The sequence below is a fragment of the Hypnocyclicus thermotrophus genome, from assembly GCF_004365575.1.
GTDB lineage: Bacteria > Fusobacteriota > Fusobacteriia > Fusobacteriales > Fusobacteriaceae > Hypnocyclicus > Hypnocyclicus thermotrophus.
This window is the reverse complement of sequence record NZ_SOBG01000001.1, coordinates 1-25,235: the sequence shown is the minus strand read 5'-3', so window position 1 is coordinate 25,235 and position 25,235 is coordinate 1. Positions and strand designations below refer to the sequence as shown.

At 24.5% G+C, this 25,235-nt stretch carries 23 protein-coding genes, 3 tRNA genes and 1 riboswitch; of the genes, 17 read left to right on the top strand and 9 right to left on the bottom strand.

Annotation, left to right across the window (positions count from 1 at the left end):
- Positions 1-1,509, top strand: coding sequence for a galactose/methyl galactoside ABC transporter ATP-binding protein MglA (mglA, locus tag EV215_RS00135; protein WP_208320314.1), 1,509 nt, complete (start codon positions 1-3; stop codon positions 1,507-1,509).
- Between the two features lie 16 nt (positions 1,510-1,525).
- The gene (gene mglC / locus EV215_RS00130) at positions 1,526-2,533 is read left to right on the top strand and encodes a galactose/methyl galactoside ABC transporter permease MglC (protein WP_166667284.1); all 1,008 of its coding nucleotides are present in this window, start codon (positions 1,526-1,528) and stop codon (positions 2,531-2,533) included.
- Positions 2,534-2,587: 54 nt separating this feature from the next.
- On the opposite strand, the gene EV215_RS00125 is transcribed toward mglC, so the two are convergent.
- The 4 genes from EV215_RS00125 to hpt all read right to left on the bottom strand — a co-directional run bounded on the left by EV215_RS00125 (position 2,588) and on the right by hpt (position 6,467).
- Positions 2,588-4,042, bottom strand: coding sequence for an aminoacyl-histidine dipeptidase (locus tag EV215_RS00125; RefSeq protein WP_134111770.1), 1,455 nt, complete (start codon positions 4,040-4,042; stop codon positions 2,588-2,590).
- Between the two features lie 68 nt (positions 4,043-4,110).
- On the bottom strand, positions 4,111-4,545 hold the full coding sequence (locus tag EV215_RS00120; RefSeq protein WP_134111769.1) for a HutP family protein: 435 nt from the start codon (positions 4,543-4,545) through the stop codon (positions 4,111-4,113).
- Positions 4,546-4,633: 88 nt separating this feature from the next.
- Positions 4,634-5,914 (bottom strand): adenylosuccinate synthase, encoded by a 1,281-nt coding sequence (locus EV215_RS00115; protein ID WP_134111768.1) that lies wholly within the window; start codon positions 5,912-5,914, stop codon positions 4,634-4,636.
- 22 nt (positions 5,915-5,936) lie between these two features.
- Positions 5,937-6,467, bottom strand: a complete 531-nt coding sequence (gene hpt / locus EV215_RS00110) for a hypoxanthine phosphoribosyltransferase (RefSeq protein WP_134111767.1) — start codon at positions 6,465-6,467, stop codon at positions 5,937-5,939.
- Between the two features lie 340 nt (positions 6,468-6,807).
- Here hpt and EV215_RS00105 point away from each other — a divergent pair, with 340 nt between their 5' ends.
- The 4 genes from EV215_RS00105 (at position 6,808) to tpx (ending at position 10,610) form a co-directional block, all read left to right on the top strand.
- A complete protein-coding gene (locus EV215_RS00105) occupies positions 6,808-7,146 on the top strand; it encodes a P-II family nitrogen regulator (RefSeq protein WP_134111766.1) in 339 nt (112 codons plus the stop codon).
- 135 nt (positions 7,147-7,281) lie between these two features.
- On the top strand, positions 7,282-9,753 hold the full coding sequence (locus EV215_RS00100) for an AMP-binding protein (RefSeq protein WP_134111765.1): 2,472 nt from the start codon (positions 7,282-7,284) through the stop codon (positions 9,751-9,753).
- A gap of 21 nt (positions 9,754-9,774) precedes the next feature.
- Positions 9,775-10,014 carry a hypothetical protein gene (locus EV215_RS00095; RefSeq protein ID WP_134111764.1) on the top strand — a complete coding sequence of 80 codons (240 nt, stop codon included), beginning with the start codon at positions 9,775-9,777 and terminating at the stop codon, positions 10,012-10,014.
- A gap of 83 nt (positions 10,015-10,097) precedes the next feature.
- The gene (gene tpx, locus EV215_RS00090) at positions 10,098-10,610 is read left to right on the top strand and encodes a thiol peroxidase (protein ID WP_134111763.1); all 513 of its coding nucleotides are present in this window, start codon (positions 10,098-10,100) and stop codon (positions 10,608-10,610) included.
- A 37-nt stretch (positions 10,611-10,647) separates the two neighbouring features.
- On the opposite strand, the gene EV215_RS00085 is transcribed toward tpx, so the two are convergent.
- The 5 genes from EV215_RS00085 to EV215_RS00065 form a co-directional block, all read right to left on the bottom strand.
- Positions 10,648-11,646: an energy transducer TonB gene (locus EV215_RS00085; RefSeq protein ID WP_134111762.1), complete on the bottom strand. Its 999-nt coding sequence runs from the start codon at positions 11,644-11,646 to the stop codon at positions 10,648-10,650.
- Positions 11,647-11,706: 60 nt separating this feature from the next.
- Entirely contained in the window at positions 11,707-13,584 is a 1,878-nt protein-coding gene (locus EV215_RS00080) for a TonB-dependent receptor (RefSeq protein WP_134111761.1), read from the bottom strand.
- A 108-nt stretch (positions 13,585-13,692) separates the two neighbouring features.
- Positions 13,693-13,767: riboswitch (adenosylcobalamin-variant (AdoCbl-variant) riboswitch) on the bottom strand.
- 38 nt (positions 13,768-13,805) lie between these two features.
- Positions 13,806-14,564 carry an ABC transporter ATP-binding protein gene (locus EV215_RS00075; protein WP_166667283.1) on the bottom strand — a complete coding sequence of 253 codons (759 nt, stop codon included), beginning with the start codon at positions 14,562-14,564 and terminating at the stop codon, positions 13,806-13,808.
- Between the two features lie 11 nt (positions 14,565-14,575).
- The gene (locus EV215_RS00070; protein WP_134111759.1) at positions 14,576-15,574 is read right to left on the bottom strand and encodes a FecCD family ABC transporter permease; all 999 of its coding nucleotides are present in this window, start codon (positions 15,572-15,574) and stop codon (positions 14,576-14,578) included.
- A gap of 104 nt (positions 15,575-15,678) precedes the next feature.
- Positions 15,679-16,806 (bottom strand): ABC transporter substrate-binding protein, encoded by a 1,128-nt coding sequence (locus EV215_RS00065; protein WP_134111758.1) that lies wholly within the window; start codon positions 16,804-16,806, stop codon positions 15,679-15,681.
- A 287-nt stretch (positions 16,807-17,093) separates the two neighbouring features.
- Here EV215_RS00065 and EV215_RS00060 point away from each other — a divergent pair, with 287 nt between their 5' ends.
- The 11 genes from EV215_RS00060 to EV215_RS00010 all read left to right on the top strand — a co-directional run bounded on the left by EV215_RS00060 (position 17,094) and on the right by EV215_RS00010 (position 24,628).
- Positions 17,094-17,525 carry a hypothetical protein gene (locus tag EV215_RS00060; protein WP_134111757.1) on the top strand — a complete coding sequence of 144 codons (432 nt, stop codon included), beginning with the start codon at positions 17,094-17,096 and terminating at the stop codon, positions 17,523-17,525.
- Positions 17,526-17,541: 16 nt separating this feature from the next.
- Positions 17,542-18,780, top strand: a complete 1,239-nt coding sequence (locus EV215_RS00055; RefSeq protein ID WP_134111756.1) for a homoserine dehydrogenase — start codon at positions 17,542-17,544, stop codon at positions 18,778-18,780.
- Between the two features lie 17 nt (positions 18,781-18,797).
- Positions 18,798-19,700 carry a homoserine kinase gene (gene thrB / locus EV215_RS00050; protein ID WP_134111755.1) on the top strand — a complete coding sequence of 301 codons (903 nt, stop codon included), beginning with the start codon at positions 18,798-18,800 and terminating at the stop codon, positions 19,698-19,700.
- Complete coding sequence (locus EV215_RS00045) at positions 19,697-20,908, top strand: aspartate kinase (protein WP_134111754.1); 1,212 nt, start codon at positions 19,697-19,699, stop codon at positions 20,906-20,908. Before thrB ends, EV215_RS00045 begins: the two co-directional genes overlap by 4 nt.
- A gap of 146 nt (positions 20,909-21,054) precedes the next feature.
- Positions 21,055-21,750, top strand: a complete 696-nt coding sequence (locus tag EV215_RS00040) for a 5' nucleotidase, NT5C type (protein WP_134111753.1) — start codon at positions 21,055-21,057, stop codon at positions 21,748-21,750.
- Between the two features lie 103 nt (positions 21,751-21,853).
- Positions 21,854-22,792 carry a D-2-hydroxyacid dehydrogenase gene (locus tag EV215_RS00035; RefSeq protein WP_134111752.1) on the top strand — a complete coding sequence of 313 codons (939 nt, stop codon included), beginning with the start codon at positions 21,854-21,856 and terminating at the stop codon, positions 22,790-22,792.
- Positions 22,793-22,804: 12 nt separating this feature from the next.
- Complete coding sequence (locus EV215_RS00030; protein ID WP_134111751.1) at positions 22,805-24,040, top strand: aminotransferase class I/II-fold pyridoxal phosphate-dependent enzyme; 1,236 nt, start codon at positions 22,805-22,807, stop codon at positions 24,038-24,040.
- Between the two features lie 94 nt (positions 24,041-24,134).
- Positions 24,135-24,314 carry a hypothetical protein gene (locus EV215_RS00025; RefSeq protein ID WP_134111750.1) on the top strand — a complete coding sequence of 60 codons (180 nt, stop codon included), beginning with the start codon at positions 24,135-24,137 and terminating at the stop codon, positions 24,312-24,314.
- A gap of 60 nt (positions 24,315-24,374) precedes the next feature.
- Positions 24,375-24,450, top strand: a tRNA-Gly gene (locus tag EV215_RS00020).
- 4 nt (positions 24,451-24,454) lie between these two features.
- A tRNA-Lys gene (locus tag EV215_RS00015) sits at positions 24,455-24,530 on the top strand.
- Positions 24,531-24,543: 13 nt separating this feature from the next.
- Positions 24,544-24,628, top strand: a tRNA-Tyr gene (locus EV215_RS00010).
- The last annotated feature ends 607 nt before the right edge of the window (positions 24,629-25,235 follow it).

Here is a 25,235-nt window from a genome sequence, read left to right as displayed (position 1 = left end):
ATGAGTAATGATAATAAATATATTCTAGAAATGATAAATGTGACAAAAGAATTTCCTGGGGTAAAAGCTCTAGATAATGTAACGTTAAAAATAAGACCTCATTCAGTTCATGCATTGATGGGAGAAAATGGTGCAGGAAAATCTACTTTGATGAAATGCTTGTTTGGAATATATAGAAAAAATTCGGGGAAAATATTATTAGATGGAAAAGAAGTAAATTTTACATCTTCTAAAGAAGCATTAGATCATGGGGTTTCAATGGTGCATCAAGAACTAAATCAAGTACTACAAAGAAATGTAATGGATAATATTTGGCTTGGAAGATATCCAATTAAAAATGGATTTGTAGATGAAGCTAAAATGTATAAAGATACTAAAAAAATATTTGAAGATTTAGATATCGATATAGATCCTAGAGTAAAAGTAAGCACTCTATCTGTATCACAAATGCAAATGGTTGAAATAGCTAAAGCAGTTTCATATAATTCAAAAATTATAGTAATGGATGAGCCTACTTCATCATTAACGGAAAAAGAAGTTAATCATTTATTTAAAATTATTAGAAAACTTAGAGAAAAAGGGGTAGGAATTATATATATATCTCATAAAATGGAGGAAATATCAGAAATATCAGATGATATTACGATACTTAGAGATGGTCAATGGATAGGGACAGAACCTGTAGCAGGACTTACAACAGATAAAATTATTAATATGATGGTTGGTAGGGATTTAACTCATAGATTTCCAGAAAAAACAAATAAACCAGAAGAAAATATAATTTTAGAAGTTAAAGAATTAACGGCAAAAAATCAACCTTCTATTCAAAATGTTTCATTTAAATTAAGAAAAAGTGAAATATTAGGAGTAGCAGGACTTGTAGGGGCAAAACGTACTGACATAGTAGAAACTATATTTGGTATAAGAGAAAAAGCAAGTGGAAAAATCATTTTAAATGATAAGGAAATAGAAAATAAAGATCCTAAAACAGCTATTCAAAATGGATTTGCTTTAGTAACAGAAGAAAGAAGGGCAACTGGGATATTTGACATGTTAGATATTAGATTTAATTCGACTATTTCTAATATGGCAGCATATCAAATGCCAAATACACTTTTAGATGATCATAAAATGAAAAAAGATACACAGTGGGTAATTGACAGTATGAGAGTTAAAACACCAAAACAAGAAACTAGCATAGGCAGTCTTTCAGGAGGAAATCAACAAAAAGTAATATTAGGTAGATGGTTATTAACAGAACCAGATATTCTTATGCTAGATGAGCCTACAAGAGGTATAGACGTAGGGGCAAAATTTGAAATATATCAATTAATGATAGATTTAGCAAACAAAGGGAAAAGTATTATTATGATCTCTTCTGAAATGCCAGAATTATTAGGAGTAACAGATAGAATACTTGTAATGAGTAATGGTAAAGTAGCTGGAATTGTTAATACAAAAGAAACTAGTCAAGAAGAAATACTAATGTTAACTGCTAAGTATTTATAATAAGGAGTGAATTAAATTGAAAACAACATCAAAAGATATAGGGAAATTTATAATGGATAATGTATTATATTTAGTTTTATTTGTTCTTTTATTTATAATAGTAATTAAAGAACCAACTTTTTTAAGTATAAGAAACTTTAAAAATATTTTGACTCAATCATCAGTTAGGATAATTATAGCACTTGGAGTAGCAGGACTTATTGTTACTCAGGGAACAGACCTTTCAGCAGGACGTTTAGTTGGACTAACAGCACTTGTATCAGCGACACTATTACAATCAATGGATAATGTAAATAAAGTATACAAGTCTTTAGGTCAAATACCTATTTGGGTTGTAATAATAATTGTAATGATTGTTGGAGGATTCTTTGGTCTAATTAATGGTATAATTATAGCAAAATTTAATGTAACGCCATTTATAGCAACGCTGGGTACAATGATTATAATTTATGGGGTAAATTCATTATATTATGATTATGTTGGGGCAACTCCAGTAGCAGGATTTGATGAAAGATATAGTAATTTTGCACAAGGGGCTTTTCAGATAGGAAGTTTTGAGATACCATATTTAATTATTTATGCGCTTATAGCAATAATATTTATGTGGGTATTATGGAATAAAACAATATTTGGTAAAAATATATTTGCAGTTGGAGGGAATCCTGAAGCAGCAACTGTATCAGGGGTAAATGTAACAAGTACTTTATTAAAAATATATACTTTAGCAGGAGCTTTTTATGCATTTGGTGGTATGCTTGAAGCAGGAAGAATAGGTTCTGCTACAAATAACTTAGGATTTATGTATGAGTTAGATGCTATCGCTGCCTGTGTTGTTGGAGGAGTATCATTTAGTGGAGGAGTTGGAACTGTACCTGGAGTAGTAACAGGGGTAATTATATTTACAGTTATTAACTATGGTCTTACTTATGTAGGAGTAAATCCTTATTGGCAATTTATAATCAAAGGGTTGATTATAATTGTAGCTGTTGCACTTGATACTATAAAATACATTAAGAAAAAATAATAGTGTAATAAAAAAGGCTCTTGAGTTTTACTCAAGAGCCTTTTTTTACTTATATTAAAAATAATTTTTACTATTTTCAAGTAATTGTATTAAAAAATTATATATTCTTCTAGTAGATTTTATATCCAGTTTTTCTTCAGGTGTATGAGCTCCAAAAATGTTTGGACCAAATGAAATTATATCAATATTATTTATTTTCTCTGATATTATTCCACATTCAAGTCCAGCATGAACAGCTTTTATTTTTGGTTCAGTATTTGCAAATTTTTTATATTCTTTTATGCATATTTCCCTTATTTTTGAATCTTTTTTATATTCCCAGGCAGGATAATCAGCATTTGATTTAAAAGAAATATTTAATATTTTTGCTAAAGAGTAAAGTTTTTGTATAATTAATGTTTTTCGAGTTAAAACAGAACTTCTTATTGCACTTTTAAATAGGATTTTATCTTTATGAGATTCTATAACTCCTAAATTTAAAGAGGATTCAACAAGATTATTAATATTTTTACTCATTGATTCTATTCCATTAAAATGTAAAAATAATAAATTTATTATTTTATTTGAAATTTCTTTAGAAATAATCTTTTTTATATTTTCATTTAAAACTTCAATAGTAAGCTTAATATTTTCTTCTATACCTAAATATTCTTTATTAAACATTTGATTTAAATTATTAATTACATTATTTAATTCATTAAAATCAGAATTAGTAGCAATAATTGCATCAGACTCTCTTGGAATAGCGTTGTCTTTTGAGCCACCCCATATTTTTACAAGTGCTAAATCAAAATTAGAATTAAGTTCATTTAAAATTCTTCCAAGAAGTTTATTAGCATTGGCTCTTTCTTTAATTATATCCATACCAGAATGACCACCGATAAGACCTCTAATTTTTATATGAAAAATATTACTATAATTATTACTTTTATATGTTAAAGGAATAGTAAAAATACCTCTGGCTCCACCAGCACAGCTTACATAAAATTCTCCTTCTTCTTCAGTATCTATATTTAACATAATTTTACTTTCAAGTTTTGAATAATTAAAATTACTAGCTCCTCCCATACCTTGTTCTTCATCACTAGTTAAAAATATTTCTAATTTTGGATGTTTTAAATTATTAGAATCAAGTAAAGCAAGAGCATATGCAACAGCAATTCCATTATCAGCTCCAAGAGTTGTTCCACTAGCTTTTATAAAATTACCGTCAACTTGAAGTTTTATAGGGTCTTTAGAAAAATCATGAACTGTATTTTGATTTTTCTCACATACCATATCTGTGTGTCCTTGAATAACAATCGAAGGAATATTTTCATATCCAGAAGTAGCTTCTTTTTTTATTAATATATTATTAAATTTGTCTTTATAAACTTCTAGATTTCTTTTTTTAGCAAAATCTTCTAAGTAATTTGCAATTTCTATTTCATTTTTTGAGCCTCTAGGTATCTTGCTTATTTCATTAAAATAATAAAATATTTTTTCATTTAACAAATCTTTTAATTCCATTTTTTACACTCCTTAAACTTCTTTTTATTTAAAAATAGTTGCATTATATCAATGTTTTTTCATTTAAATTAATTCCAAATTTCATCTTTTAAAATCGGTATAGAACGATGGGCAACGGCAGTAACAACTTCATTTAAATGTAAAAGACCAATGCTAAAAAATACAGCAACACTAATATGTTCTTCATTTCTTGCAATCCCTATTTTACCGCCAACACTTAAGCCATTAGTTTTTGTCATAACTTGTGCAATAGCTTCTCTAATAGCACCAGCTACAGCACCATCATGTACGTGGCAATCTTGAATTATATGTTTTCTTTTGGATGCTACTAAGGTATTTTCAATTATTTTTGGTATTATATTTGGTAATTTTCCTCCAATATCAACAGCAGTAGTTTTAATTTTATATTTTTCAAATTTTTCATTTAATTTGTTTTCTTCTTCTCTAGTAGATAATGACATTTTTATAGCTATTTTTGCAATTTCTGCACTTTTATTTTTCATATTTTCACCTCAAAAAATATTATACATAAATATCTATATTTTGTATAGTTTTAATTAAAAAAAGCTGTCAAAGTTTGACAGCTTTAAATTAAAATTCTTTAATGAAAATGTTTTGTGTTCTATCAGGGCCAACTGATACCATCGAGATAGAACATCCTATTATTTCTTCAATTCTTTTAATATATTTTTTACAGTTTTCAGGTAATTCTTCATAATTTTTTATTGAAGTTATATCTTCTTTCCAACCATCTAACTCTTCGTATATAGGGATAGCTCTTTGTAATTTTTCTATAGATGCAGGGACATAGTCGTATCTTTCGCCGTCGATTTCATAAGCTATAGCTATTTTAATTTTCTCAAAACCACTTAAAACATCAATTTTTGTAAGAACTACATCAGTAAGTCCGTTAATATCTACAGCATATTTACCAACGACTAGATCTAACCATCCACATCTTCTAGGTCTACCGGTAGTTGCTCCGTATTCGCCACCGATAGCTCTTAATTTTTCACCAGTTTCATTATTTAATTCTGTAACAAAAGGACCTTCACCAACTCTAGTAGTATAAGCTTTCATTACTCCTATTCTTTTATTAATTTTATTTGGTGCAATTCCTACACCAGTAGTTACGCCTCCAGTTGTTGGAGAAGAAGAAGTAACATATGGGTAAGTACCAAAATTAATATCAAGCATCATAGCTTGAGCCCCTTCAAATAACACAAATTTATCTTCTTTTAATGCTTGATTTATATCAGGGACACTATCTATTATTCTATCTTTTAATTTTTTAGCATATTCAGTATATTCATTAAAAATTTCATCAAAATTTAAAGGTTTTTCATTATAAATTTTAGTTAATAATTCGTTTTTTTCATTTAAATTATCTTTTAATTTTTCTTTGAATATATTAATATCTAATAAATCAGCAGCTCTTATACCACATCTAGAAATTTTATCAGCATAACAAGGACCAATCCCTCTTTTAGTTGTACCAATTTTTTTATTTCCTCTAGCATTTTCTTTTACTTCATCAAGTTTAATATGATAAGGCATAATGATATGAGCTCTATCACTAATAAATAAGTGATCTGTTTTAGCACCTTTTTCATCTAAAGTTTCAATTTCTTTTAATAAAACTTTCGGATCAACAACAACACCTGGACCTATTATACATTTTCCATTTCCATGTAACATTCCAGAAGGTAATAAATGTAAAATAAATTTTTCTCCATTTACAACAACAGTATGTCCTGCATTATTTCCACCTTGAAATCTTACAACATAATCAGCTTTATGAGCTAATACGTCAATTATTTTCCCTTTTCCCTCATCTCCCCATTGAGTTCCGACTACTACATATCCTGCCATATTTAACTCTCCTTCCATTCTATTAAAGTTTAGTTACTTTTCCAATATAAGGTAAATTTCTATGTTTTTCTGCATAATCAATACCATATCCTACAACAAATTCATCAGGTATTTTAAATCCTGTAAAATCAACTTTTACATCTACCTCTCTTCTTTCTGGTTTATCTAATAAAGTACATATTTTAAGTGATTTTGGTTCTCTAAGTTTTAGTATTTCATATACCTTTTTAAGGGTAAATCCAGTATCTATTATATCTTCTACAATTAATACATTTCTATCAGATATATTTTCTTCAATATCTTTTTTTATTTTTACATTTCTAGAACTTTCCATTGAATTACCATAGCTTGAAACAACCATGAAATCAAGTTTTACATCATCAATCCCTATTTCTCTAGCTAAATCAGATAAAAAAACGACAGAGCCTCTAAGTAATCCAATAAGAATAAGTTCATCAGTATTCTTATATGTATTAGTTATTTCATTTGCTAATTCTTTTACTTTTTTTTTGATATTTTCTTTTGAAATCATAACATCAATTTTATAATTCATAATATCCCTCCATATTTAAAATTAAAAAAACCTAAGTATATACTTATGGATATACTTAGGTTTAGATATTTATAGTTAAAATATTTGATTTTTTAATAGACAAATAATTACTCGTAGAGTAATATAAAATTTTCATAATAACCACCTATATTTAATTTTTCAACAGTTATTATTTTAACATAAATATTAAAAAAATACAATAAAAAATGTATATAAAATATGTATAGTAAAATTTATATTATAAATATTATTATTTAATTAAATTGAAATTTATTTGAAAAAAACGAAGGAGTATTATATAATAAATGTAAGGATATATCAATACAAACGGAGGTAATCTATGAAGAAAGTAGAAGCGATTATAAGAAGAGAAAAATTAAAAGTAGTAAAAGAAGGATTAATGGAAATAGGAATTGATGGGATGACTGTTAGCGAAGTAAAAGGATTTGGTAAACAAAGGGGATATAAAGAAATATTTAGGGGGACAGAATATACAGTAGAATTTTTACCTAAATTAAAACTTGAATTAGTTATATTAGATGAAAAACTTGAAGAAGTAATAAAAGTAATAACAGAAAGATCAAAAACAGGAAATATAGGAGACGGTAAAATATTTATTTATAATGTAGAAAATGTAGTACGAATAAGAACAGGAGAAGAAGGCGAAATTGCAGTATAATATATTTATAAAAAAGTTGTAACCAAAAGGTTATAACTTTTTTTATTTTATTTTTATAAAAAATATTTACTTAAAAAAATAAATTATAGTATAATGTAAATAGAGTATTATATTTTATTATGTAAGGAGTCGGTTATGAAATTTATAAAAAAATTTGATAAAACTGCAATTATTTTTGGAGATGAAAAAATATCGTATTTAAAACTTTTATCAAATGTAAAAAATTATACAGAATATTTACACATTGAAGAGGGAGAAAAAGTAGCTATATTTTCTGAAAATAGGCCAGAATATGTATACGCATTTTTAGGCATATGGCAAAAAAAAGGAATATGTAATCCTATTGATGCAGCAAATAATTATGATGAATTATTATATGTATTAAAAGATTCAGAACCAAAATTTATTTTTGTATCAAATAAAACACAAAATTTAGTAAAAAAAGTTATTGAAGAAAATAATTTAAAGATAAAAATAATAAATTATGAAGAAATAGAATTAAAATCTTATAAAGAAGAGGAATTAGAAGAAATTTATTTATTAGAACCTGAAAAAGTTTGCTTGATTTTATATACTTCAGGAACTACAGGCGATCCTAAAGGTGTAATGTTAACTCAAGATAACATAATAGCGCAGATAGAATCATTAGATAAATATAAAATGTATGAAAAAAGTGATGTATTTATTTCACTACTTCCTCTTCATCATATTTTACCTTTATTAGGTACAGCTATAATGCCTTTATATTTTGGAGCAACAATAGTATTTTTACAAGAATTATCTTCGGATAAAATAAAAGAAGCATTAATTAAAAATAAAGTAACAATGTTTATCGGAGTACCTAGATTATATGAAGTTTTTTATAGAGGAATTATGGCAAAAATTGAAGCTAGTAAAATAAGTACTTTTGTATTTAATTTAGCTAAAAAAATAAATAGTGAAAAAATAAGAAAAAAATTATTCAAAAAAATTCACGATGGATTTGGAGGAAATATTAAATTTTTAATTTCAGGAGGAGCAAAATTAGATTTAGAGATTTCAAAAGCTTTTTCCACTTTTGGATTTAAAATGGTTGAAGGATATGGGATGACAGAAACAGCTCCAATAATTTCTTTTACTAAACCAAATAATATAAAAAATGGTAAAGTTGGAAGTCCTCTTGACGGGGTAGAAGTAAAAATATCAGATGAAGGTGAAATACTTGTAAAAGGTAGAAATGTAATGAAAGGTTATTATAAAAAAGAAAAAGAAACAAGAGAAATATTTACAGAAGATGGATGGCTTAAAACAGGAGATTTAGGAGAAATAGATGAAGACAATTATATTAAAATAACAGGTAGAAAAAAAGAAATGATAGTATTATCTAATGGTAAAAATATAGATCCAGTTTCTGTAGAACAAGAAATATTGAGATTTTCAAAAGGATTAATAGAAGAGATAGGAGTAATTGATAATAATAATCATTTAAATGCTATAATTTATCCTAACTTTAACTTTATAAAAGAAAAAGAGATAAGTAATATTTCTGAAACTATAAAAAATAGTATTATTGAAAAATATAATATAAAAGCATTACCATATAAGAAAATTTTAGATTTTAAAATAACACAAACAGAATTACCAAAAACAAAACTTGGGAAATTAAGAAGATTTAAATTAAAAGAGTTATTACATGAAAATGAAACAGAGAAAAATATAATAGAAGAACCAAGTTATAGAGAATACAAGGTGCTAAAAGATTTTATATCTACATTATCAACTAAAATTATAAAGCCAACTTCTCATTTAGAGCTTGATTTAGCACTTGATTCACTTGATATGGTAGAATTAAAGGCATTTATATCAACAGCTTATGGAGTTGATATATCAGATAAAGATTTTACAGAACATATGATAGTAGAAGAAATGGCTAAATATTTAAAAGAAAAATCAAATACAAATGTAATTGATACGGATATTAATTGGAAAGAGATTTTAAATAAGGGAAAAAACATAGAATTACCTAAAACTCATATTTTATTATTATTTTTTAAATATTTGACGTCGCCTATATTAAAATTATATTTTAGATTTACTAAAAAAGGAATAGAACGATTATCAAAAAAAACTGTTATATTTGTAGGAAATCATCAAAGTTTTGTAGATAGCTTTGCCATATTATCAGCACTTCCTAATAAAATATTAAAAAATACATATTTTTTAGCAAAAATAAAACATTTTGATAATAGAGTTATGAAAAGTATAGCAAATAGATCAAATATAGTAATAGTAGATATAAATAAAAATTTAAAAGAGACCCTTCAAGAGAGTGCAGAAATATTAAAAAAAGGGAAAAATTTAGTAATTTTTCCAGAAGGAACAAGAACGGTTGATGGAAATTTAGGCGAATTTAAAAAAGCATTTGCAATTTTAAGTAAAGAATTGGGAGTAGATATACAGCCGTTTGTAATAAGAGGTGCATATAAATCTATGCCTAGAGGTAAAAAAATTCCGAGACCAACAAAAATAGAATTGGAATTTTTAGAAAAAATTTCACCAAAAAATTTAGATATAGAAGTAATCGTAAAAGAAACTAGAACAAAAATAGATAAAATATTAAAAAAATAAAATTAAAGGGGTGATTTAATAATGAGGGGGAAACCTAAAAAAGTAAGATATTATGATAAAGAAAATAATTTAAAATATTATATTTGTTATAAATACAATGAATTTGGAGATGCAATATCTATAAAAAAATATAATAATAAAGATGAACTTTTAGCGGATCTTCGATATGTATATGATTATGATGAAGAGGGTAGAATGACATATATGAAAATAGAGGATTTGATTAAAGGAACAGAATTAAAGAAAATATTTGAATATTAATATTGACAATCTAGGTAAAAAAAGTTATAATAAATTTGTAATGATTACAAAGTTAAAACGAAATGATAGGGGAGGCAATAAATATGACAGAAAGAAAAAATGAAGTGACTTTTGGAGGAGCAGTAGTAACACTACTTGGAAATAAAATAAATATAGGGGATAAAGCACCTGATTTTGTAGCTTTAAAAAATGATTTAAGTGAGCTTAGATTATCTGAATTAGAAGGAGTAAAATTAATATCAGTAGTGCCATCAATAGATACAGGAGTTTGCGAACTTCAAACTACTAGATTTAATCAAGAAGCTGGAAATTTGAAAGGAGTAAATGTTATTACTATTTCAGTTGATTTACCTTTTGCACTTGACAGATTCTGTGCAAATAAAGGAATTGATAAAGCGGTAACATTATCAGATCATAGAGATTTAGATTTTGGTACAAAATATGGTTTTGCTATAAAAGAGCATAGATTATTATCAAGAGGTATAGTTTTAGTAGATGCTGATAATATAGTTAGATATGTAGAGTATGTATCTGAAGTAACAAATCATCCGGATTATGATAAAGCTTTAGCTGCAACAAGAGAACTTTTAAAATAATTTAATAATAAAAAAGTGAGTACTCATTTAAGAGTACTCACTTTTTATATGGAGAAATAAATTTATAATTTTTTATAAATTTTACTTTTACAATTTTATTATTATAAAATATTGGCGAGAACTTATAATTTTTAATAACTTTTTCTACTTCTTCATAAAATCCTAATTTTTTATAATTTTTATAATCAGATTTTAATTCTATATTTTCTACATCTCCAAATTCATTTATAATAAAAGTAGCTTTTACAATAACATCTTTTTTTAATTTTAAAATTTGAGCTGGTTTAGGATATTTTGGATTTTCATATTTTATTATTTTAAAATTAATATTTTTATTGTATTCTATAGTTTCTATTTGTTTTTTATTGCCAGACGAATTATTAATATTCAAATTTTTTTTAGTATCATTCATATTTTTATTATTAAATTTTATATTATTTTTATGTTTTTCAAAATCAATATTTTTATTAGAAAGAGTATTCATGATATTTTCTATTTTATTAGAGGTGTTTTTAGATATATTATTATTTGCTAAATTTTGATTTTGAAATAATGGCATTTTCTTTTCTTTTTTTATTTGAGAAATTTGATTTTTATTATTCTCTAAAATTTTTTGTTTATTAAATTTATTACTTTCAAATTCTCTTTTTGACTTAATAGATTTTTTATTATTTTCATCTTTTTTTTCATTATTCAAATTTTTTTTTAGGTTTTTTAATTCTAAATCTTGTTTGAGGAGAGTTAATTTTTCTTTTTTTATATTATTTTTAGAATTTAAACTTTCTTTAATAATAGCTTTTTTTTCGTTATTTTCCAATTTAAAATTTTTTTTAAAAAAATTTACTTTGTGTTTTGTAATAATATTATTTTTAGGAATGTTAATTGATTTATCTTGTTTTTTAGGTTCTATAATTTCTATAATTCCAACAGAAATATTATTAATGTTTATAATAGGTTTATTAATAAGAAACCAGTCATTTATAAAATAGAATAACAAAAAATGAAAAATTATAGAAAAAAGAATATATTTTTTCATAAAAACACCTTTCAAAACATAGTGATAAAATAGGCAGACTAAATTTAGTCTGCCAAGTAATTAAAATTCGTAATTTATACCAATGTAATAACTTTTTTCTTCTGCAGGATAATAACTAGAACCATAAGTAACATAATCATAATATTTAGTATTTGTTAGATTTTTAATACCGAAATAAGTATTAATATTATTAAATTTATAATTTGATGTAAAGTTAACTACAGAATAAGAATTAATTTTTCCATATTGATTATTCCAATCTGATATAGAGTACATTTTACCTACAAAATTATAATCTAATTCGAAGTTTAATTTATTTAATTTAAAATTAATAGAAGCATTATATCTATTTTTTGGAACCCATGGAATCAATTTATTTTTATATTGACCATCATTTATTTTAGCAATTAAATATGTATAACTTTGAGATAAAATTATATTTTTTATATTAGTTTTTGTAGAAAATTCTATACCATTTCTTAAAGTAGTACCATCAATATTTTCGTTACTAAATGTAGAAGGATTATAAAAAATTTCATTAGTTGTAATAGTATTAAATATAGTTGTGTTTATATATGTATTGGCAAAAAATTCTTTATGTCCAATTTCTGTTGTAGTCGATTTTTGAGGATTTAAATTTTCTTTGTATCCATAACCAGTTATTTCATAAGTAGCCCAATTATAGATTGCATATTGATACTCATCTGTAGTTGGAGTTCTATAATTTTGTTCAAAAGATAGATAAACATTACCAGTATCAGAGTAAAGATAATTTATACCAGCTGAAAATAGATTTTGATTATATTTTTTTTCTTTACCTGTAAAATAATCTAATTTTGTAGTTTCATTTCTATATCCACCATTAATTATTAAATTATCTAAAATAGAATAATTAATTAAAGAAAACATTCCAATTTGATTTTTTTCTATTTTATTAGTAGAATTTGTTTTTGAACTTGCTTCACTAAAATCTATTCCATTTATAATATTAAAATTACTAAAGCTATATTTTATCTTTAAATTATTACTGAAGTAGGCTGTATTTATTTTAGACCAACCTTCACTATACTTATTATAGCTACTAACTTTATTTTCTAATTTTAATTTATTACTTTCATAATTATAATTTAATGAATAATTATTTTTTCTATTAAAAGTACTACCTTTTCCTGATATAGAATCTGTTCTATTATTTTCAACTTGAGCTTTTGTTAATGAACCAGCATAATTATAAAAAGATTTATTATAATCATAAGTAAAAGTTAATTTATTATTTGAATTAATATTTATAATTATATCAGTGCCAAAATTTTCTTTGTTATAATTACTATGCTCTCTGTATCCCTCTTTAAATGTTTTTGAAAAATTATTATTTATAGTAAAAATACCGAAAGTATTAGAAGTATTTAAAGCAGAATTACTATATCCATAAGAACCTACATCTAATTTTATATTATTTTTATTATTTGAGGTTATTATATTAATAACCCCACCAACAGCTTTATCACCATAAACAACGCCACTAGATGGAATAACCTCTATTCTTTCAATATTGTTTATATCAATAATACTCAAATCTGGTCCAGACATATCAATGCTGTTTTGAGATATTCCATCAACTAAAATCAATACATTACTTTTAGAGGTTTCTCCTTGTCCTCTAAAGTCAATAATACCTTCATTAGTATATCCACTACCAATAAAAATACTTGGTATAGTTTTTAATAGTTCAACAATATTTGTAGCCCCACTATTTTGTATATTTTCTTTGTTAATAATATACACATTTTTAGTAGTATCTCTTATTGGTGTTTCAAATTTTTCTGCTGTAATAATACTATCTTTTAATTCTAATGTAATGGAATCATTTAAAAAATCAGTATTTGAAAAGGATAAAGATGATAAAAAAAGTAAAGAACTCAACAAAATTTTTTTCATAAAAAAACCTCCCAGTTTAATTTGTTTTTAATATTATGGGAGAGAAGTATAATTTATTGTTATTATTACTTCCCACCGAAGTTATATTATTAAGAAATTATTCTTAATAAGTTAATAAGCATTCCGACTTTAACGGTAGCGGGGGCTGTGCTTGATTTTCACAAGACTTTCCTTATCTAACGGTGGGTATTATAGCATATTTTTTATAAAATAGAAATATATTATTTTTTTATTTTTGGAAAAAATATTTTTTTATTATTAGAATTATTAAAAATTTCCAAGTTTATAGAGTAAATGTCATCTAATATTAGAGGATTTATACTATTAGAAGATGTAATGTTTTTAATGGTTCCATTTTTTATAAAAATAATATTATCGCTATAATTTATTGCTAAATTTATATCATGTAAAACCATAATAATTGTTTTGCCAGTTTTATTTAATTTTTTACAAAGTTCTAAAATTTTTATTTGATGTTTTATATCAAGATTTGCTGTAGGTTCATCAAGAAGCAAAATATCACTTTCTTGTACAATAGATTGAGCGATAAAAACTCTTTTTTGTTCACCACCACTTAATTTTAGTATGGATTTATCCTTATATTCTAACAAGTCAAGATTTTTTAAAGTTTCTAAAACTATTTCTTTATCTGTCTTAATATTTTGATTAAATCGACTTTGATGTATATATCTACCAAACATTACAGTATCATATACACTAAATTCAAGTGAGGGGGTATTATTTTGATGAATAATAGATAAAAGTTTTGCAAACTCTTTATTATGATAATTTTTGACATTTTTATTATTTATGGTTATTTTTCCAGAGTAATTTTTGATATTATTAGATAATATTTTTAATAAAGTAGATTTACCAGCACCATTTGGGCCTAAAATTACATTAAAACTACTTTTTTTTATTGAAAAATTAATATTTTTAAGAATATTATTATAATTTAGATTTTTAATTTCTATATACATATATAACCTCATTATTTTTTAGATTTTAGTAATAAATATAAAAATAAAGGAGCTCCAAATAATCCAGTAATAATACCGAGTGGAATATCCATACTTTTAGTAATACTTCTTGATATATTATCACAAATAAGTAAAAATACGCCACCACCTAAAAATGATAGTGGAAGTATATATTTGTGATTACTGCCTAAAAATAATCTAAAAAAATGTGGAGTAATTAATCCTACAAATCCAATGATTCCAGCTGTTGAAACAGAGATGGATGTTAAAATAATAGAAAAAATCAAAACATATTTTTTGATTTTTTCGCTATTAACACCTACACTTCTAGCGTTTTCTTCACCAAAAGATATTATATCTAATTCTTTATGCAATAAAAAAAATAAAAAACTAATAATAATAATAGGAAAAGTTATTATTTTTAAATCTTTAAAAGAACTACTATTCAAGCTACCCATAGTCCAATATAGAATATTCATTAATTCATCTTTATTGAGTATCATTAATAATGATACTATTGAGGATAAAAAAGAGTTTAAGATAATTCCTGATAATAATAGTTTTAATGTATTTATTTGATTATTTTTATTATTAAGAAAATATATAAAAAAAGAAGATATAAGAGCAAAAATAAAAGCAAATATTTTAATGAAAATCATATCTAATTTTAAAATATATGCTAGTGTAGCACCAATTGCAGCACCACTTGAGGTCCCTATAATATAAGGATCAACCATAGGATTTCTAAAAATTGACTGGAGGCCAGCACCACTTATAGCAAGACTACCACCTATTAGAATAGCTGATAATATTCTAGGTAAACGTATATTCCAAATAATTAGAGTTTTTATTTTATCATCACTTTTTTTTAGTAATATTTCAGTGACTTCTTTTATAGAAATATCACTGTTACCTAAATTTAAAGATACAAATATTGAAACAAATAGAATAATTAAAGTAATGATAATGTAGAGATATGATTTTTTATTTATAAAAATATTTTTTTTCATAAAAACTCCTATTAATAATGTTATTGAGATTTGAATGATTAAATTTAAATAATTAAAAACAGTTTTTTAAAGTATTTTATTTATTCTATAAGTTTATAGATTTTTTATTTTAGTTTATGAAAATGTTCTATTAATAGAGGTAGTCCTTCTTCTATTAATCTTGGACCTGATAGATTCATTATATTTTCATCAACAATAAAATAATTTCCAGTTTTAAAGGCTTTTAGTTGACTATATAATTCAGAATTTTTCATTAGATTTATATTATATTCAGAACCAAAAATAATGTCAGGGTTTCTTTCAAATAATTTCTCTTTACTAAATACCCATCCTTCAGTATCATCTGCTATATTTTTAGCTCCCGCTATTTTTATTAAATCATCAATAAAAGTATTTTTTCCAGCAGTATATTCAGCTTCGCCAGTACCAACTACATAATATACAGTTGGTTTTGATCTTATATTTTTTAAACTATTTAAATAATAAGAAACTCTATTTTTCAAAGAATAATTTACTATTCTAGATTCATATTTTTTATTTGTGAAGATTCCTAAATAATCAATAAATTCATATATTTCGTTAATATTTTTTGGATAATTATAAGCAAAACTCTCGATACCTACTTCATTTAATTTAGATAAGATTTTTTTATTAAAATGACTTTCTGATATAACAGCATCAGGATATATTTCAATTATTCTTTCTAGATTTGGAGAAAAAATAGTTCCTAAATCTTCTATTTTTTTAGCTTCTTTTGGATAATTACAATAAGAAGTACGTCCATATATCATATTTCCAGCACCTATTTTAAATAATTTTTCTGTTACTCCAGGAGAAAGAGAAATTATTTTTTTTAAAGATTTAGTTATTGTATAATTATTATAGGTAATAGGGAAGTTTTTTTCATTATTTTTTAAAAATGTATTATTTTTGAAAGTGAAATTAAATATAGTAGTTATTGCATTAATATCTATATAATCACTTTCGATAATATTAATTAATGTATTCACTTTAACATTATTATAAGAAATATTATTTTTTGAAAAAATAATATTATTAATGATAACTTTGTTATTATCTTTTTTATAATTTAAATCTAATTTTTTAAGAAAATCCAAATTGACATAAACAATATTGTTTTTAGTTACTAGTTCTTCTTTTGGTACAGTAGTTGCAAAGGTAATAGTTGTAAAAGTTAATAATAAAAATATAAAAATATTTTTTTTAAACATAAAGCCTCCTTCTAGTTAAATTATAAATTTTTCATCACATATGAATAAATATTATTTAAAATCGCAATTTTAATACTAAGAAATATATTAAAATGAATCAATTTAATAATATCATATTTTTTTATATGAGTAAAATATATTTTATGTTAAGAATGAATTAAAAAAAAAGGACAATTACTAAAAAATGTTTGATTAATTTAAAAAGGTATGTTATAATCTTGAAAAAAGTTTATCTGAGAAAGACAAAAGTTTTTCTTGGGCGGACAAAAAGTGGGAGGATAGTAAATATGGAAAAAAGATTTCTTGTAGTGGATAAAAGTATTCTAGATGAAAAAATAAAAAAAGTATCAGCAGTAAAAGAATTTTTGTTAAAGGAAAATAATATAGAAAAAGCATTAGAAGAAATAAAATTATCAAAAGAAGAATATGAAAAAATAGCGGATAAAGTATTTTTATTTAATAAAAAAATAAGTAATAATATCATAGAATTATTATTTATTTTAAATCATAAAGCTGGTATATTATCAAAAGTTCTTACAGAAATAGCAAATATTAATGGAAATATACTTACAATTTTACAGGAACCACCTAAAAATAATAGAGCAAATGTAAAAATAAAAATAGATATATCAAACTCAAGAATAGAATTAAAAGATATATTATCACATTTTAAAAATATAGAGTCAGTAGAATCAGTAGAATTAGAATCAGTAGAATAAATAAGGGGGATATAATATGAAAATAGCATTACTTGGTTATGGAACAGTAGGTTCAGGTGTATATGATTTAGTAATTAAAAATAGAGAAAAAATAAGAAATAAATATAACGAAGATATTGAAGTGATTCAAATATTAGACAGAAATATAGATAGATTTAAAGATTTAGCACACTATAATGTTTTTGTTGATAGTATAGATAAAATAATTAATGGAAAAGCAGATATAGTAATTGAAATGTTAGGAGGCGTAAATCCAGCATATGATTTTGTAAAAAAATCTCTTTTATCAAAAAAACATGTGATTACTTCAAACAAAGATCTCATTGCAGAGCACGGGGAAGAACTAAGAAAAATTGCAAGAGAAAGTGGAGTAAGAATAGCATATGAAGCCAGTGTTGGTGGTGGAATACCAGTATTAAAACCATTGAAAGAAAGTTTAGTAGGAAATGATATTTTGTCAATTCAAGCTATAATTAATGGAACAACAAATTTTATATTATCAAAAATGTATAATGAAAATATGGAATATAGTAAAGTATTAAAAATAGCTCAAGACATGGGATTTGCTGAAGCGGATCCAACATCAGATGTTAAAGGATATGATGCAGCTAGAAAGATTACTATATTAACCGATTTAGGGTTAGATTTTAAAATAAATTGGAAAGATATATATTGTGAAGGAATAGATAATATTGATGCTCAAGATATAATAAATGCTAAAAATTTAAATTCTAAAATAAAACTTATAGCATTTAGCAAAGCAGTAGATAATAAATTATATATAGCGGTAAGACCAGTAGTAGTGAAAGCTGATTCTACACTAGGAAAAATAGATAATGAATTTAATGGAGTAATGATAACAGGGGATAGTGTAGGAGAAGTTCTTTTTTATGGAAAAGGAGCAGGGAAATATCCTACAGCAAGTGCAGTATTTGGCGATATTGTAGATATTATTATTAATAAAAATGAAAGTAAAATTGTTTTGTCAAAAGAAAATTATGAATTTACATATAAATACCCTTTTAAAAGTGATTGGTTAGTTAGAGTTGACAGTGATGATATAAACAAAGTTACTGGGAAAATTTTTGATATATTTAGTAGTAATAGAGTAGAAATTACATCATTTTTATCATCAGGAGAGATTGCCTTAAAGGTATCTGATATAAATGAATATGAATTAGAAGAAAATTTATTAAAATTAAAAGAAACAGGATACTTAAAAGCAGTAAAATATTTTTTAATTGATAATGCATAGTGAAGGGATATGATAATATGCTAAAAATTAAAGTTCCAGGAACTAGCGCTAATATAGGACCAGGATTTGATACATTAGGAGTAGCAATTGATATTTATAATGAATATTATATAAAAAAATTAGATACTAATGAAAAAAAAGTAGTTTGGAAATCTAATGTATCATCAATTGATAACAAAGAAAATTATACATATACTACAATATTAAAAATTCTTAATAAATATAATAAACATAATATAGGATTTGAGTTAACTATGGGGAGTATAGATGTACCTATATCGAGAGGATTAGGAAGTAGTGCATCAGCTATTGTTGCAGGAATTTATGCAGCAAATTATCTTCTTGATGATATTTTAACATTAGAAGATATAAAACTTTTAGCAACGGAATTTGAAGGACACCCTGATAATGTTATACCTGCAATTATTGGCGGTTTATCTGTATCTGTTTATGAAGATAAAAAAGTATATACTTCATTAATTAACTTTCCAAAAGATTTAGAATTTATAGTAATGATACCAGATTTTAAACTTAGTACAGAATTAGCTAGAAAAGTATTACCTGAAAAATATTATAGAAAAGATTGTGTTTTTAATATTTCACGAGTAGCATTATTAATAAATTCTTTAAATAATAAAGAGTATGAAAATTTAAGAATTGGAATAAATGATAAAATTCATCAAAATTATAGAAAAGAACTTATTAAAAATTGTAATAAAATATTTGAAGTTTCAAAAGAATTGGGAGCATATGGAGAATTTATTAGTGGAGCTGGACCTACTCTTATTTCAATAATCGATAAAAAAAATACAGATTTTTTTCATGATATGAAAGAGTTTTTAGAAACATTAGAAGAAAAATGGGATATAAAAAAATTACAAATAAATAATAAAGGAACTTTAATTGAGGTGATAGAATGAGCATTATTGTACAAAAATATGGGGGAACATCTGTAGGTGATATAGAAAAAATAAAAAACATAGCAAAAAAAGTAGTAAAAACGAAAAGACAAGGAAATAAAATGGTTATTGTTGTATCTGCTATGGGAAAAACAACTAATCAACTTGTTAATATGGCTCATGAAATAACAGAGAATCCATCAGAAAGAGAAATGGATGTATTATTATCAACAGGAGAACAAATAACAATAGCACTCCTTGCCATGGCAATAGAAAATTTAGGAGAGAATGTTATATCACTTACAGGGGCTCAAGCTGGAATAATTACTGATAGTAGACATAAAAAAGCAAGAATAGAAGAAATAAACACAGAAAGATTAAACTGCGAATTAAATAATAATAAAATAGTAATTGTAGCAGGATTTCAAGGAATTACAAAAGAAGGTAATATTTCAACTCTTGGAAGAGGTGGTTCTGATACCAGTGCAGTAGCATTAGCCTGTGCATTAAAAGCGGATATGTGTGAAATTTATACAGATGTACCAGGAGTATTTACTACAGATCCAAGAAAAGTAAAAACAGCAAAATTAATGAATGAAATAAGTTATGATGAAATGTTAGAACTTGCTAAACTTGGAGCAAAAGTATTGCATCCAAGATCAGTAGAGTTAGCTAGAAAATATAATTTGGTATTGTATGTAAAATCTACATTTGAAGAAGGAAAAGGAACTAAAGTAGCGGGGGTAAATAAAATGGAGAAAGTACTAGTAAGAGGAGTAACAATAGATGAAAATATAGCAAGAATATCAGTAGTAGATGTACCAGATCATCCGGGAGTTGCATTTAATTTATTTTCACATCTAGCAAAAAATAATATAGGAATAGATATGATAATACAAAACTTAGATCATAATGGTAAAAATGATATTTCATTTACAGTATCTACAGATGATCTCAATAATGCAAAAAATATAGCAAATGAATTTTTACAAAGTGTAAATGGTAATACAGTAATAGTTAAAGATGATGTATGTAAACTTTCAATTGTAGGAACGGGGATTACAGGTTCTGCAGAAGTAGCATCAAAATTATTTGAAATACTTTATAAAGCAGGAGTAAATATAGAGATGATAAGCACATCAGAAATAAAAATATCATGTTTAATTGATAAGAAATTAGGACTTGAAGCGTTAAATGCAGTACATGAAGCGTTTGAATTAGGATTATAGTTATGCTTAATTATAGAAAAATATTTTCTCTCTAAAAAAAGTCAGAGGATTCCTCTGACTTTTTATTTAAATTAAAGGATTTTTAAAAAAAATTCGAAGAATATAGTACAAGATAATTATACTAATATGGAAAGTTGGTGAGTATTATGAAAATTTTTATTGATATTGATGGAGTATTATGGAATACTGAAAAAGCTATTGTAGAGTTATATAATAAAAAATATGGATATAATGCAGATTGGAGAGATGTAAAAGATTGGAATTTTAGTCCTGCTATTCCAGCAGGAACGCCAGATAATGTGATTAATGACTTATTTGAAAGTGATGAAGTATATTCTGGTAATAATACATATGAAGGTGCAGTAGAATATATAAAAAAATTAAATGAAGAATTTGAAGAAGTATATTTTTGTACTGTAGGTAAAAATATTAACAATTCTAAAAAACTTGAAATGTTAAAAAGATTGATTCCGGAAGTAAAAGTTATAACTATTAGTTTTCCGTATAAAGTTCTTTCTGATAAATCAATGATAAATATGCAAGGAGCTATTTTTATTGATGATCACTCAAGTAATTTAAATAGTAGTAATGCAAAATACAAAATATTATTTGAACCTAATGATATAAAAAATTGGAATAAAAAATGGGAGGGGATTAGATTAAAAACTTGGAAAGATGTATATAATTTTATAAAAACAGTAAAAAGTATAGAGTATATTATTAATGAAAAATTTATAAAATTATTATCATTAAAAGAAAAAAAATGTGAAATAGATTTAATTTCAGAGGAAATAAAGAAAGATATTGTAAAATATATAAAAAGTAGTATAAATTGTAAATAATTTTAGAAAAATTATACTAAGTACATAATATGAAAAGTAAAAAATAAAAATTATTATTTTCATTTGAAATTTTAAAATATATTTAAAATATTAGGGGGAAAAAGTGAAACTTGTATTTTTAGATGCAATTAGTTTAGGCAATGATATAGATTTATCTATTTTTAATAAATTTGGAGAATTTAAGTATTATAAAACAACAAGTAAAGAAGAATTATTTGACAGAATAAAAGATGTGGAAGTTATAATAACAAATAAAATTTATTTTGGAAAAGAAGAATTAAAACAAGCTAAAAAACTAAAACTTATTGCAATTACAGCTACAGGATACAACAATGTAGATTTAGAAGAAGCTAGAAAAAGAAATATAAAAGTATGCAATGTAAAAGGATATTCTACAAATTCAGTAGCTCAATTAACATTAACTTATATTTTAGCATTAGCTACTAATATATGTAAATATGATAAAAGCGTAAAAGAAGGAGAGTGGTCACAGTCACCGATTTTTACACTATTAAAATACCCAATGTTTGATATAACAGATAAAACATTGGGAATAATTGGATATGGAGAAATAGGTAAAAAAGTAGAAGAATTAGCAAAAAATATAGGAATGAAAGTTTTAATTGCTAAAAGACCGGGAGTTAATTATGAAGATGATTTTAGAACGGAATTTAAAGAATTGATTAAAAACTCTGATTTTATTACTTTGCACTGTCCTCTTAGTAAAGATACAAAGCACTTGATTTCATATAAAGAATTTGATATGATGAAATCAACAAGTTTTTTAATAAATATAGCAAGAGGGCCTGTAGTAGATGAATTAGCACTTTATAAAGCTCTAAAAGAGAAAAAAATAGCAGGAGCAGCAATAGATGTAATGGACAGTGAACCACCTAAAAAAGAGAATCCTTTATTAAAGTTAGATAATATATTAATTACTCCTCATATAGCATGGGCGTCAATAGAGAGTAGAATTAAATTGATAAATGGAGTTGTAAAAAATATAGAAGATTTTATAAATAATAAATTAATAAATTTATAAAGAGGTGGAAAGGTGAAAAATTTATATTTACAAGGGGTAGAAAAAACAGATAATAAACATATATTAATAAGAGGTATTAAATATTTAGATTTTACATCAGGAAATTTTTTGGGACTTAAAAGTCATGAAAAATTAAAAGATGCTGCAAAAAAAGCTATTGATTTATATGGAATAGATTCAGAAGTTGTACCAGTAAATTCTAAAGCTATAGATATATATTTAGAAGTAAAAACAGAAATTACAAAATTAAAAAAACAAGAAGATACGATACTTTATAATTCAGGATATAATATTAATGCAGGAGTAATTCCTACGATATTTGATGAAAAAGATATAATATTTAGTGATTCAGAAAATTTTATTGAATTATATCAAGGAATATATAAAAGTGGGGCACATTTAATAAGATATAAGCATAATAATATAGAAGATTTAAAAAATAAGATTAAAAAAAATAGAGATAAGTTTAAAAAAGCAGGAGTTATAACAGATACAATATTTAATACAGATGGACAAAAAGCTAAATTAAAAGAAATTGTAAAATTAAAAGAAGAGTTTGATTTTATATTTATTGTAGATGAAAGTAATGCAGATGGTATTTATGGAGGAGATTTAGGAGGAGTAGTATTAGAACAGAAAGTAGAAGATGAAGTTGATATAATAGTTGGAAGTTTTTCTAAGAATTTAGGTGTTTTAGGAGAATATGTGTCTGGTAAAGTTGATTATATAAATCTTCTTATGAAAAATTCATTAAATAAAAATATATTTTATAAAAGTGTTATGACGCCAATATTTATAAATAGTTTAAAAACCGCTTTAGATATAATAAAAGATGAAGAAGAAAGACGGGAAAAAGTATTAAAATATAGTGAAAAAATTAGAGAAGAATTGATGCGAATGGAATTTAATATAGCACATTCAGCATCACATATTATACCAATTGTATTTAATACAAATGAAGAAGCAATACTTTTAAGCAAATTTTTATATAAAAATGGAATATTAGTGTCTACAAGTATTGCAAAAAATACAATAAAACCTAGAATAAAAATTTATATAAGTACTTTATTAGAAGATGAAGATATTGAAATTCTTTTAAAAAACTTAAAAGAATTTAAAGAGAAAAATGAAATAAAAAAAGAAGTTATTGAAACTCCAAAAGAAAACTTAGAAAGTTTAGTAAAAACACCAGAAAATGAAGAAGTTATAGATGAAGATTTATTAGAAAATTTAACTATTGAAGACTAGTAAAGAAAAAAAACAAAAAAATCTTGAAATTTTTTTTTAAATAGGTTAAAATAACTCGAATTTTATACATTTTTGATTAAGAGAGGTGAAAGAAATGACATTACTTTTTGAATTTTATGACGAAATGGTAATATTACCTGATGATTGGGAAAAAATAAAAGAGTTATTGACTGAAGAGTTTGAAGAGTTAGATTTTGATGAATTAGAAACAACAGAAGAACTATTAGATTTTTTAGATGAAAACCATATTGATTATGAAATAATTGAAAGATAAAAAAAGTAAAAAAAAAGTTGACAAATAGTTTACTTTTATGTATAATGATTAATGTCTCTTGCGGGAATAGCTCAGTTGGTAGAGCGTCAGCCTTCCAAGCTGAATGTCGCGAGTTCGACCCTCGTTTCCCGCTCCAAGTTGCGTCATTAGCTCAGTTGGTAGAGCACACGACTTTTAATCGTGTTGTCACAGGTTCGATTCCTGTATGACGCACCATATAATATTTAGTGGTTAGGTTCCCGAGTGGCCAAAGGGAGCAGACTGTAAATCTGCCGGCTCTGCCTTCGAAGGTTCGAATCCTTCCCTAACCACCATAAATAAATTTTACGAAGTAAAATTTATGAGCAAGCGTAAAAATCTAAAAGATTTTTTAAGCAAAAGGTTTTAAATTAAAATTAGAGTAAAATTTATGAGCAAGCGTAAAAATCTAAAAGATTTTTTAAGCAAAAGGTTTTATAAAATTTTAAAAAAATTCAAACACTCATATTGAGTGTTTTTTTTATTTGAAAATAAAAATTGACAAATGCATCATAAAAGTATATACTTATTAAAAATAAAAATATATAAAAAGTGGTGAGATAAATGATAAGATTTCTATATTGGTGGCAAAAAAATTCTAAATTGAATAATCAATATGAATCAGGTTTTGCCATATTATAATACGAAATAATAAATTATGTTATTATAAACCTGTTCTATTTTATAGAGCAGGATTTTTTTTACTCTGGTTCATTTTTTGAATCAGAGTTTTTATTTTTTTTTGGAGGTGAAAAGAATTATGAAAAAAGATGTAAAAGTACTTGATTGTACAATAAGAGATGGGGGATTAATAAATAACTATCATTTTAGTGATGAATTTGTAAAGAAAGTATATGAAACATGTGTAAAAGTAGGAGTAGATTATTTTGAAATAGGGAAAAT